General features: G+C 62.2%; 11 protein-coding genes. 8 read left to right on the forward strand and 3 right to left on the reverse strand.

Translation table 11 applies throughout. The annotated features are described in order from the left end of the window. Positions 1-24: 24 nt before the first annotated feature. Complete coding sequence (locus tag ACWNZ3_RS01960; RefSeq protein ID WP_496901005.1) at positions 25-1,221, forward strand: Zn-dependent hydrolase; 1,197 nt, start codon at positions 25-27, stop codon at positions 1,219-1,221. A gap of 38 nt (positions 1,222-1,259) precedes the next feature. Here the strand turns inward: ACWNZ3_RS01960 and ACWNZ3_RS01965 are convergent, their stop codons facing one another. The 3 genes from ACWNZ3_RS01965 to ACWNZ3_RS01975 are packed head-to-tail and all read right to left on the reverse strand — an operon-like array spanning position 1,260 to position 4,347. After that, the gene (locus ACWNZ3_RS01965) at positions 1,260-1,733 is read right to left on the reverse strand and encodes a GNAT family N-acetyltransferase (RefSeq protein ID WP_496901006.1); all 474 of its coding nucleotides are present in this window, start codon (positions 1,731-1,733) and stop codon (positions 1,260-1,262) included. Continuing rightward, entirely contained in the window at positions 1,724-2,434 is a 711-nt protein-coding gene (locus tag ACWNZ3_RS01970) for a response regulator transcription factor (RefSeq protein WP_114276177.1), read from the reverse strand. Before ACWNZ3_RS01970 ends, ACWNZ3_RS01965 begins: the two co-directional genes overlap by 10 nt. Before the next feature lie 2 nt (positions 2,435-2,436). Beyond that, positions 2,437-4,347 (reverse strand): PAS-domain containing protein, encoded by a 1,911-nt coding sequence (locus tag ACWNZ3_RS01975; RefSeq protein ID WP_496901007.1) that lies wholly within the window; start codon positions 4,345-4,347, stop codon positions 2,437-2,439. A 193-nt stretch (positions 4,348-4,540) separates the two neighbouring features. Here ACWNZ3_RS01975 and ACWNZ3_RS01980 point away from each other — a divergent pair, with 193 nt between their 5' ends. From ACWNZ3_RS01980 to ACWNZ3_RS02010, 7 genes are all read left to right on the forward strand, one after another. Further along, positions 4,541-6,514 (forward strand): AMP-binding protein, encoded by a 1,974-nt coding sequence (locus ACWNZ3_RS01980; protein WP_269363592.1) that lies wholly within the window; start codon positions 4,541-4,543, stop codon positions 6,512-6,514. 70 nt (positions 6,515-6,584) lie between these two features. Next, the gene (locus tag ACWNZ3_RS01985) at positions 6,585-7,403 is read left to right on the forward strand and encodes an ABC transporter ATP-binding protein (protein WP_269363593.1); all 819 of its coding nucleotides are present in this window, start codon (positions 6,585-6,587) and stop codon (positions 7,401-7,403) included. A 2-nt stretch (positions 7,404-7,405) separates the two neighbouring features. Beyond that, entirely contained in the window at positions 7,406-7,627 is a 222-nt protein-coding gene (locus ACWNZ3_RS01990; RefSeq protein ID WP_496901008.1) for an ABC transporter ATP-binding protein C-terminal domain-containing protein, read from the forward strand. Positions 7,628-7,680: 53 nt separating this feature from the next. Further along, positions 7,681-8,688 carry a branched-chain amino acid ABC transporter permease gene (locus ACWNZ3_RS01995; protein WP_269363595.1) on the forward strand — a complete coding sequence of 336 codons (1,008 nt, stop codon included), beginning with the start codon at positions 7,681-7,683 and terminating at the stop codon, positions 8,686-8,688. An 83-nt stretch (positions 8,689-8,771) separates the two neighbouring features. After that, entirely contained in the window at positions 8,772-9,848 is a 1,077-nt protein-coding gene (locus ACWNZ3_RS02000) for a branched-chain amino acid ABC transporter permease (RefSeq protein ID WP_269363597.1), read from the forward strand. 84 nt (positions 9,849-9,932) lie between these two features. Beyond that, a complete protein-coding gene (locus tag ACWNZ3_RS02005; RefSeq protein WP_269363599.1) occupies positions 9,933-11,216 on the forward strand; it encodes an ABC transporter substrate-binding protein in 1,284 nt (427 codons plus the stop codon). 71 nt (positions 11,217-11,287) lie between these two features. Beyond that, positions 11,288-12,124: an ABC transporter ATP-binding protein gene (locus ACWNZ3_RS02010; RefSeq protein ID WP_114276185.1), complete on the forward strand. Its 837-nt coding sequence runs from the start codon at positions 11,288-11,290 to the stop codon at positions 12,122-12,124. Positions 12,125-12,186 lie beyond the last annotated feature (62 nt).

Below are 12,186 nucleotides of genomic sequence, written 5' to 3' on the forward strand. Positions count from 1 at the left end.
TGCAGCCAAAAAGAGGAAAATACTATGAAGATCAATGCGGAGAGATTTCTGGCGGACCTTCATGCGCTGCGGGAATTTGGTGCCTCGGGTGTGGGCAAAGGGGTGGTCCGGCCCGCCTATACGCCGGCCGATCTGGCCGCGCGGCAGTGGCTGGCGGGGCGTTTCGAGGACGCCGGGTTGCAGGTGGCCATGGACGGGATGGGAAACCTCTTTGGTCTGGCAGAGGGGCCTTCGCTGCTGATGGGGTCGCATTCGGACAGCCAGCCGGAGGGCGGCTGGCTGGATGGTGCGCTGGGTGTTGTGGCGGCGCTGGAAGTGGCGCGGGCCAGCCGGGAAGCGGGGGGACCGGCCATATCGGTGGTCTCTTTCCAGGATGAGGAAGGGCGCTTTGGCGTCACCACCGGGTCGGCGGTCTGGTCGGGGCATCTGTCGCAGGCGGATGCGGATGTGCTGACGGATCATGCGGGTGTCACGCTGGCCGATGCGCGGGCGGCGATGGCCGGGATGGTCACCGGGCCGGTGGACCCGGCGCGCTTTACCGGGTTCATCGAGATGCACATCGAGCAGGGGCCGACGCTGGATTCTTCCGGCGCGCAGATTGGCGTGGTCTCGGATATCGTGGGCATTCGCGACATGAAGGTGACCTTCGAAGGCCAGCAGAACCATGCAGGCACGACCCCGATGCATCTGCGCAAGGATGCTTTCCAGGCGGTCTCGGCATTCAATACCCTGCTGGAAGAGCGGTTTCGCAATGTGGTGACCCCGGCGACGGTCTGGACCATCGGGCATGTGTCTCTGCATCCCAATGCTTCCTCCATCGTGCCGGGAAAGGCTGTCTTTTCAATGCAGTGGCGCGACGGCGACAGGGAAAGGCTGGCCCGGATGGAGGCGATCATCCGCGACACCGCGCAGGAAATCGCGGAGACCCGGGGCATGGCATTGTCCTATGGTCCGCTGTTGGGACTGGAGCCGGTGCGGATGGATGCGGGGCTGCGCGGGGCGCTGGAGGCCGGGGCGGAGGCGGTGGCGCCGGGGCAGTGGCGGGTGATGCCCTCAGGTGCCCTGCATGACGCCACGAATGTGTCGCGGCTGATGCCGGTAGCGATGCTTTTTGTCCCATCAATCAATGGGATAAGCCATGCCTTCGAGGAGGATACCGCCGAGGATGACCTGGTGGCCGGGGTTGCGGTTCTGGCGCGGGCTGTGGCGGAACTGGGCTGACACAGGCGCTGCACAAGCTGTACACAGCCCGTGCACCGTCAGCCGCCCACGGATTTGCGGAAGGTGATCGAGGTGGGCCGCCTGTAGCCCGGATGCGCGGTTCGGGCGATTTCAGCATATCCGGCTGCGGCAAAGAGGGCGTGATTCTCGACCAGTTCGACACGGCTTTGCAATTCGACCGCCCCGAGGCCGAGGTCGCGGGCACGGTGCTCTGCATGGTCGAGCAGGCGGCGCGCGTACCCTTGTCGGCGCGCATCGGGATGGACCGCCAGTTTCCCCAAATAGAGCAGCTGCGGCCTGGGGGTCAGGATCACACAGGCCAGGGGCGGCGTGCCGAGGGACCAGATTTCGCTGGTGGCGGCATCATCGTTCAATCCGGCCAGGGTCATCCGCAGCATCGAGGAGGGCGGGTCGATGCGGCCTTCCATCGGGGCAAAGCAGCTCCGGATCAGATCGAGGATCGCGGCCAGTGCCGGGTCATCCGGCCCGTGCCGCTGCGGTGTCAGCCCCATGTGACATCACCCAGAAAGATATAGCCCGCGCCATAGATCGTCTTGATCAGCTGCGGGTTCTTGGGGTCTTCGCTGAGCTTGGTGCGCAGGCGCGAGATGCGCACATCCATCGCCCGGTCAAAACTTTCGGAGGCGGCGCCGCCCAGGCTTTCCTGCATCTGCGCCCGGCTGATCAGGCGTTTGGGGCTGTCGAGGAAGAGGCGCAGGACTTCGCCTTCGGCATGGGAAAACGGGGTTTCCGCGCCTTCGGCATTTTCCAGCACGTAGCGGTCGAAATGTGCGGTCCAGCCGTTGAAACGGGCGGTGTCACCGGCCTGGGGGTTGGGCCGGGTGCTGCGCAGGCGGGCGCGGATGCGCGCGACCACTTCGGCCGGATCGAAGGGTTTGATGATGTAATCGTCCGCACCCAGTTCCAGCCCGGTAACACGGTCCTGCACTTCGGCCCGGCCCGAGATGATGATGACGATGGCGCCCTGTTCCAGCGCCAGCCGGTGAACCAGCGTCAGGCCATCGGTGTCAGGCAGGCTGAGGTCCACCAGGCAGACATCCGGGCGGTGCCGGGACAGCGCCGCCTCGAAGGCACGGGCGCGGCCGAAGCTGAGGGTGTCGAACCCCGATTCTTCCAGCGCCTCAGCCAGCATGGTACGGATTTCGGGCTCGTCATCGAGGATGGTAACCAGGGGGCGTTCCTTGGCGGTCATGGTTATGTGCCTTTTTGCAGGGTCGGCTGGATCAATGCGGCCAGGTCCTGTTCCGCGAAGGGTTTGCGCAGCACCGGTGCAAGGCGCTGGGCCGCCACGAACATCTCGTGATCGCCGGGCAGGGAGGTCATCAGGCAGAGCGGTGTGGTGCCGCCTATCCGCTGGGCAAGGTCGATGCCGGTGGCTTCTCCGACCAGCTGGATGTCGGAGAGGACAAAGGTGATATCGGGCAGGTCGGCCAGCAGGGCCGTGGCCTCGTCCGCGCTGGTGGCTTCGATCACCGATTGTCCCAGACCGGTCAGCATGTCCCGGACGGAGGCGCGGATGGCGTCGTGATCCTCCACCAGCAGGACCAGCCCGCCGGTGGCGGGGATCGCCACCCGGTAGGGCAGGCGCAATGTCACCTGCGCCCCGCCGTTTGCCACGTTGGACAGGCGCAGGTTGCCGCCTGCCGATTTGGTCATGTCATAGACCATGGGCAGGCCCAGCCCGGAGCCTTCGCTGCCCTTGGTGGTAAAGAACGGGTCCAGGCCGTGTTCCAGTGCCGAGGCTGAAAAGCCCGGCCCACTGTCGGTGACGACCCATTCGACCCAGGTGTCATGGACCAGACGCTGGGTCACCTCGATCCTGCCGCTGGTGCCGATGGCGTCGCGGGCGTTCAGGATCAGGTTCAGCAGGCTGTCGGTCAGACGGCCCCTGTCCAGCAGGGCCATGGTGCCCGGCGCTTCGTTCACGGTGGTGAGGCTGACCTTGGCGGGCAGGGTCGGTGCCGCCAGCGTTTGCAGATCGGCGATCAGGCCGTCGAGGTCGATGGAGACCGGGCGCAGGGTTTCGGGCCCCGTCATATCCGCGATGGAGCTGAGCAGCGCGCCGCCACGGCGGGCGGCGGCCAGGGTGCCGTCGATCAATGCGGCGGCCTCTGCCGGCATGGCCGAGAGGCGGCCCAGCTTGGATTGCAGGCCAAGGATGATGGTCAGCAGGTTGGAAAAATCATGCGCCAGACCGGAAATCATCTGCGCGGCCAGCTCGCGTTTGCGGGTCTGTTGCAAGGCTTCGCGGGTCTGGGTTTCCTCGGTGATGTCCATCGACATGATATATGCGCCCTTCTGCCCGTCGGGGGTGAAGGAGCCGCGAATCCGCCGCGCGCTTTCCTGATGGGTGAATTCAACAATGGCGGGTTCCCCGGCCAGCGCCCGGTCGAGCGCGGGTTTGATCCGGGCATAGGCGGACTCGCCCAGTGCCGTGGAGATATGAAGCCCGATGATGTTGCGGGGCCGTCCGGGCATTACGCTGCTGAGGCGGCGATTGGAATAGGTATAGCGCCCGTCGGGTCCGACATGGGCGATATGGGCGGGCATCATTTCCGTCGTGAGGCGGGTGCGGGCTTCGCTTTCGGTCAATTGGCGCTTGGTTTCTTCCAGCGTGGTGATCATCGCGGCGCGTTCGCGGTTGGTCTGTGACAGCTGCTCTGCATGGGCCAGCACCTGATCGGAGAGCGCCCCGGCGCGGGCGCGCAGCAGGGCTTCCTGGGTCTTGGCGGCGGTGATGTCGGTATAGACCGTGACCCAACCGCCCTGGGGCAGGGGCGAGCCTTCGACGGAGATGGTGCGCCCGTTGGCGCGGGTGCGTTCCATGTAATGCGGCTCGAAGGCGCGGGCCTGTTCCACGCGTTCCTGCACGAAGGCGTCGATGTCGGCGACCTCGCCGTATTCGCCACGGGCAGCAAGGTGGTGGATGGTCTCGCGAAAGCTTGCCCCCGGGGTGACCAGCGAATCGGGCAGGTTGAACATATGCTGGAAGGGGGCGTTGCAGACCGCCAGTTGCAGGTTGGAATCGTAGATTGTCAGCGCCTGTGCGATCAGGTTCAGGCCTGCTGTGGTCATCGCCTTGGTCTGGTCGTCGGTGATCTGCATGGCCCCTCCTTCATTCGACGTAGCACCGGGATCAGGTTGAGGCCAAGACGAATTCGCTGCTGTTACAATTCGAAAGGATTGAGAAAACATCGGGAAAAAGTTGACCTTCAGGGTCAAAGCCGCACCTTTATCGGGTGGTAGAATCGCGCAAAGCGATCACGCCGCCGATGGGTGGCACTGGGAGGACTATAATTTGGCCAAGCCGCTGACGCGCGCCGACGGACCCGCATCCGTTCCGGCTCTTTTGCATCGAAATGCGCAGGAGTTTGCGAATGCGCCTGCGTATCGCGAAAAGGAATACGGGATCTGGCAAAGCTGGACCTGGGCCGAGACGCGGGACGAGGTCGAGGCGCTGGCGCTGGGCCTGATGGAACTGGGCATCAATGAGGGCGATTTCATCGCCATCATCGGGCGCAACCGGCCTTATCTGTACTGGGTGATGATGGCCGCGCAGATGGTGGGGGCGGTGCCCGTGCCGCTGTATCAGGATTCCAACGCCGAAGAGATGGCCTATGTCATGGACCATTGCGGCGCCCGCTTTGCGGTGGTGGGCGATCAGGAGCAGGTCGACAAGATCATCGAGGTGCAGGACCAGCTGACCGGTTTCGAGCAGATGATCTATCTCGACCCGCGGGGCCTGCGCAAATACGACCATAGCGCGCTGACCCAATACAGTCGCGTGCAGGAGATGGGGCGCGAGAACCGCGAGAAACACATCAAGGAGATGGAGGCGCGGCAGGCCAGGCTGGATTACGACAGCACCGGCGTGATGCTTTATACTTCCGGCACGACGGGCAAGCCCAAGGGCGTGGTCCTGTCGAACCGCAACATCATCGAGACGGCCAAATCCTCATGCGCCTTTGACGATCTGCGGCAGTCGGACGATATCCTGGCCTATCTGCCGATGGCCTGGGTCGGCGATTTCATCTTTTCTGTGGGTCAGGCGCTTTGGGCCGGGTTCTGCACGAACTGCCCGGAATCGGCGGATACGATGCATGTGGACCTGCGCGAGATCGGGCCGACCTATTACTTTGCCCCGCCGCGCGTGTTCGAGTCCCAGCTGACCAGCGTGATGATCAGGATGGAGGATGCGAGCCGCTTCAAGAAATGGCTGTTCGACACCTTCATGGCCCATGCCCGCAAGGTGGGTCCCGCGATCCTGGACGGCAAGGAGGTCGGCATCTGGGATCGGCTGAAGTACCGGCTGGGCGAGATCATGGTCTATGGTCCGCTGAAGAACACGCTGGGGTTCAGCCGGGTGCGCGTGGGCTATACCGCCGGTGAGGCCATCGGACCGGAGATCTTTGATTTCTACCGGTCGCTGGGGATCAACCTCAAGCAGCTATACGGCCAGACCGAAGCCACGGTGTTCATCACCGCGCAGCCCGATGGCGAGGTGCGCAGCGATACGGTTGGGGTGACCTGCCCCGGTGTGGAGTTGCGGATCGCGGAGAATGGCGAGGTCTTTTACCGCTCGCCCGGTGTTTTTGTCGAATATTACAAGAACCCCGAAAGCACGGCGGACACCAAGGATGCCGAAGGCTGGGTGGCCACCGGTGACGCGGGTTTCATCGAGGAAGGCACCGGCCACCTGCGCATCATCGACCGGGCCAAGGACGTGGGCAAGATGGCGGACGGGAGCCTGTTCGCGCCGAAGTATGTCGAGAACAAGCTGAAGTTCTATCCCAACATTCTTGAGGCCGTTGTCTTTGGCAACGGGCGCAATGAATGCACCGCCTTCATCAACATCGACCTGACGGCGGTGGGCAACTGGGCGGAACGCAACAACATCGGCTATGCCTCTTATCAGGAGCTGGCGCGGCATCCGAAGGTGATGGATACGATCCAGTCCCATGTGGAGGAGGTCAACGCCAGCATCGCCGAGGATGAGATGCTGTCGGGCTGCCAGCTGCACCGCTTTGTGGTGCTGCACAAGGAGCTGGACGCGGATGACGGGGAGCTGACGCGGACCCGCAAGGTGCGGCGCAAGATCATCGCCGAGAAGTATGATGACATCATCCGCGCGCTTTACGACGGCTCCGGGACGGTCAGCACCGAAACCGAAGTCACCTATGAGGATGGCCGCAAGGGCAGCATCAAGGCGACGCTGGAGGTCCGTGATGCGAAGGTATTCGCGGACAACCGCAAGAAGATGGCGGCGGAATGATGGCGATACGAGGCGCGCGCCCGCCATCCCATGCGTGGTGCAACTTGAAACAGAATGAAGGGGACAGGGTGTGAAGGACTCTGCGGACAGCTACCAGACCGCCGACGGCCGCACCATCGGCCCCGTGGTGATGGAGATGAAGAACATCACCCTGCGGTTCGGCGGGGTGGAGGCGATCAAGGACATTTCCTTTGACATCCGCGAGGGCGAGATCCGCGCGATCATCGGGCCGAACGGGGCCGGCAAATCGTCTATGCTGAACGTCATCTCCGGCTTCTATGTCCCGCAGGAGGGCGAAGTCTGGTACAAGGGCGCGCGCCGTCCGGTCATGAAGCCCTATCAGGTGGCCGAACAGGGCATTGCGCGGACCTTTCAGAACATCGCCCTTTTCGAGGGGATGAGCGTTCTGGACAACGTGATGACAGGGCGTTTGCCGCATATGAACACCGGCCTGTTTTACCAGTCTTTCTGGAAGGGCAAGGCCGAGCGTGAAGAGATCGAGAACCGCGAAGTTGCGGAAAAGATCATTGATTTCCTTGAGATTCAGGCGATCCGCAAGACGCCGGTCGCGCGTTTGCCCTATGGTTTGAAAAAGCGGGTCGAACTGGCGCGGGCGCTGGCCGCCGAGCCGTCGATCCTGCTGCTGGATGAGCCGATGGCGGGCATGAACGTGGAGGAGAAAGAGGACATGAGCCGCTTCATCCTGGATGTGAACGACGAATTCGGCACCACGATTGCGCTGATCGAACACGACATGGGCGTGGTCATGGACCTTTCCGACCGGGTGGTGGTGATGGATTACGGCAAGAAGATCGGGGACGGCACCCCATCCGAGGTGCGCAACAACCAGGACGTCATCGACGCCTATCTGGGGGTGGCACATGACTGATTTTGCGGAAGCGATCCGCGCCTTCGGGCCGCTTCATCCTGGATGTGAACGACGAATTCGGCACCACGATTGCGCTGATCGAACACGACATGGGCGTGGTCATGGACCTTTCCGACCGGGTGGTGGTGATGGATTACGGCAAGAAGATCGGGGACGGCACCCCATCCGAGGTGCGCAACAACCAGGACGTCATCGACGCCTATCTGGGGGTGGCACATGACTGATTTTGCGGAAGCGATCCGCGCCTTCGGGATGCAGATTTACGGAGGGCCGATCAATGCCTGAGCAACTTGCCTTTACAATCGAGGTTTTCCTCAACGGGCTGATGGCCGGGGTGCTTTATGCGCTTGTCGCCCTTGGTTTCGTGCTGATCTACAAGGCCTCGGGCATCTTCAACTATGCCCAGGGGGTCATGGCGCTGTTTGCGGCGATGACGCTGGTCGGCATCCAGAACGGGCAGGTGCCCTTTGCCCATCTGATCAATGCGATCTTTGGCACCGATGTGCACAAGTTCGGCTGGACGGTTCATAGTTTCCTGGCGATTCTGCTGACGGTCATCGTGATGATCGCACTGGCCTGGGCGGTGCAGAAGTTCGTGTTCAAACATCTTGTGGGTCAGGAACCGATCATCCTGTTCATGGCGACCATCGGTCTGGCCTATTTTCTGGAAGGGGTCGCGGACCTGATGTGGGGGTCCGAGCTGAAGGCGCTGAACGTCTGCGCGGCGGATGGGGTCTGCCTGCCGCAGGGGCTGAACCTGTGGATCGACGAGACCACCTTCAATGCCTTCGGATACGGCTTTTTCATCGACAACCTGGATATCGTGGCCTCCATCGTAGCCGCCATTCTGGTGATCGGGCTGGTGATGTTCGCGCAATACACCAAGCAGGGCCGCGCCATGCGGGCCGTGGCGGACGACCACCAGGCGGCGCTGTCGGTCGGGGTGTCGCTGAACTTCATCTGGGTGCTGGTCTGGTCGCTGGCAGGGTTCGTGGCACTTGTCGCCGGGATCATGTGGGGCGCGAAGTCGGGCGTGCAATTCTCGCTGTCGCTGATCGCGCTGAAGGCCTTGCCGGTGCTGATGCTGGGCGGTTTCACCTCGATCCCCGGTGCCATCGTCGGCGGGCTGATCATCGGAGTGGGCGAGAAGCTGTTCGAATTCCTGATCGGCGCACCCTACCTTGGCGGGGCGACCGAGAACTGGTTCGCTTATATGCTGGCGCTGCTGTTTCTGGTGTTTCGCCCGCAGGGGCTGTTCGGGGAGCGTATCATTGAACGGGTTTGATCATACGGCGGTGCGCAATGAATGCGCACCCTACATCAGCAACGTAGGGTGCGCATTCATTGCGCACCACAGGAGGGTTGACCATGTTCTACCGTGAAGCAGGTGATTTCCGGACAACCTATGCCGAGGATCAACAGACCTTTCCGATCAAGTTCGACCGGTATCGCTATTACCTCGTGCTGTTCATCGCCATCTGCGTGATCCCCTTTGTCATCAATGACTATTGGGCCAACTCGCTGCTGCTGCCCTTCCTGATCTATGCCATTGCGGCGATCGGGCTGAACATTCTGGTGGGTTATTGCGGGCAGGTGAGCCTGGGCACCGGCGGGTTCATGGCGGTAGGGGCCTATGCCTGTTACAAGCTGATGACGGCGATGCCCGATGTCAGCATGTTCATCCACGTGCTGCTTGCGGGGGCGATCACCGCCGCTGTGGGCGTGCTGTTCGGCCTGCCGTCGCTGCGGATCAAGGGGTTCTACCTGGCAGTGGCGACACTGGCGGCGCAGTTCTTTCTGGTCTGGCTCTTCAACCGGTTTCCGTGGTTCTACAATTATTCCGCCTCCGGCCAGATCAACGCGCCGGAGCGGGATGTATTCGGCATTGTCATCACCGGCCCCAATGCGGAAGCCTGGGCGACCTATGCGTTCTGCCTGATCTTCACGATTGTCAGCGCCATCGTGGCGCGGAACCTGACGCGCGGCTCGGTGGGGCGCAAGTGGATGGCGATCCGCGACATGGACATCGCCGCCGAGATCATCGGGGTGAACCCGCTGCGGGCCAAGCTGACGGCCTTTGCGGTATCGTCGTTCTTCATCGGCGTCTCGGGGGCCTTGTTCTTTTCCATCTACCTGGGCGCGGTGGAAGTCGGTGAGGCCTTTGGCATCCAGAAATCCTTTCTCGTGCTTTTCATGATCATCATCGGGGGGCTGGGCAGCATCTTTGGCAGTTTTGCCGGGGCGGCCTTCCTGGTCCTGTTGCCGGTGCTTCTGAAGGTGGTGGGCGTGGACTGGCTGGGGTGGCCGACGGACATCGTCGCACATCTGCAGCTGGTCATCGTGGGGGCGCTGATCGTGCTGTTCCTGGTCGCGGAGCCGCATGGCATTGCGCAGCTCTGGCGCGTGGCGAAAGAGAAACTGAGACTGTGGCCCTTCCCGCATTAGCGGGCGGTTGCTGAAACGAGGCGGGGTGAAACCCGGCCCTGAGAACGTAACAAGTCGGAATTTATCCAAGGGAGGAAAACACCGATGACATACAAACTAGGAACTCTGGCCGTTGCAGGCCTGATGGCGGCAAGCCCCGTGATGGCGGATCTTGTCTTTCCATCGTTGAGCTATCGCACCGGTCCTTATGCGGCGGGTGGTATCCCCTTTGCGGACGGATATGCCGATTACTTTACCATGCTGAACGAGCGTGATGGCGGCATTGGCGGGGTGAAGACCAGCGTCCCTGAATGCGAGACGGCATATAACACCGAAAAGGGTGTGGAATGCTACGAATCGCTGAAAGACAGTGGCGGGCTGGTTTATCAGCCCCTGTCGACAGGGATCACCTATCAGCTGATCCCCAAGACCACGGCGGATGACATCCCGATGCACACCATGGGCTATGGCCGGACCTCGGCCGCCAATGGCGCGGTCTTCACGCATACGTTCAACTACCCCGCCAACTACTGGAACGGTGCCTCGGGTGCGATCAACTATCTGCTGGCTGAAAACGGCGGTGACCTGAACGGCAAGAAGATCTCGCTGGTCTATCACAACTCGGCTTACGGCAAGGAGCCGATCCGCACACTGCAGGAACTGTCGAAAAAGCATGGCTTCGAGTTCACCGAAGTGCCGGTCGATCACCCGGGCCAGGAGCAGAAGTCCCAGTGGCTGCAGATCCGCCGCGACAAGCCTGACTATGTGATCATGTATGGCTGGGGCGTGATGAACCAGGTGGCGGTTCAGGAAGCGGCCAACATCCGGTTCCCGATGGAGAATTTCATCGGCATCTGGTGGTCCGGTTCCGAAAACGACGTGCTGGCGGCGGGTGCTGCGGCCGATGGCTACAAGGCGCTGACATTCCACGGTGTGGGCAGCGACTTCCCCGTGTTCGACGACATCCAGACCTATGTGGTGGACAAGGGGCTCGCGGCGGGGGCCGGCGACCAGATCGGCACGGTGCTGTATAACCGCGGTCTCTATGCGGCGATGCTGGCAGCCGAGGCGGCCAAGACCGCGCAGGAAATCCATGGCACGGCGGACATCACCCCGGCGATGATGCGCGATGGCATGGAGGCGCTGAAGATCACCGAAGAGAAGATGACCGAACTGGGCCTGCCGAACTTTGGCCCGACTTTCGACGTCTCCTGTTCCAACCACGGCGGCACCGGCCTTGTCGGTGTGACGCAGTGGGATGCCACAGCCAAGGAGTGGAAGCTGATCTCTGATTTTGCGCCCACGGACATGGATGTGATCGGACCGCTGATCGAAGAGGACTCTGCCGCTTACGCTGCCGAGAACAACATCGAGCCGAGCTGCGGCTAAGACGCAATTCCCGGCCCGCGCCGATATGCGGGCCGGGAACCACTCCCGATCCTGTTGGAAAGACGAAACCCATGCTGGACGACACCAATACCGCCGATGTGGCCGTGGACAACGTGCTGGAAGTCAACAACATCGAAGTGATCTACAACCATGTGATCCTTGTGTTGAAGGGCGTGAGCCTGAACGTGCCCAAGGGGGGTATCACCGCCCTGCTGGGCGGCAACGGCGCGGGCAAGACCACCACGCTCAAGGCGATTTCGGGTTTGCTGGCCTCCGAACGGGGCGAGGTGACCAAGGGGTCGATCAGGTATCGCGGCGCGCCGATCCATCACGCGGACCCGGCCGAGACGGTCAAGAAGGGTGTCGTGCAAGTGATGGAGGGGCGGCATTGCTTCGAGCATCTGACGATCGAGGAAAACCTGCTGACAGGGGCCTATACCCGCAGCGATGGCGCCGCAGCGATCAATGCAGACCTTGAAATGGTCTATGATTATTTTCCACGCCTCAAGGAGCGCCGCCGCAGTCAGGCCGGCTATACTTCGGGCGGGGAACAGCAGATGTGTGCGGTGGGCCGTGCGCTGATGTCCAAGCCCGAAACCATCCTGCTGGATGAACCTTCGATGGGGCTTGCGCCGCAGCTGGTCGAACAGATTTTCGAAATCGTGAAGTCGATCAACGAAGAGCAGGGCGTGACCTTTCTTCTCGCCGAACAGAACACCAACGTGGCGCTTCGGTTTGCGCATTACGGCTATATCCTGGAATCCGGTCGCGTGGTGATGGACGGCCCCGCCGCCGATCTGCGCGAGAACCAGGATGTGAAGGAATTCTACCTTGGCCTGTCGGATGAGGGCCGCAAGAGCTATCGCGATGTGCGGTCCTACCGGCGTCGCAAGCGTTGGCTGTCCTGATGTGCCACGGGCGCAGTGCCGGTGAACTGTGGATCAACCGAAACGTAAGATGGGCGCGGCCC

It is taken from the genome of Sulfitobacter sp. IGS-18 (assembly GCF_059628195.1).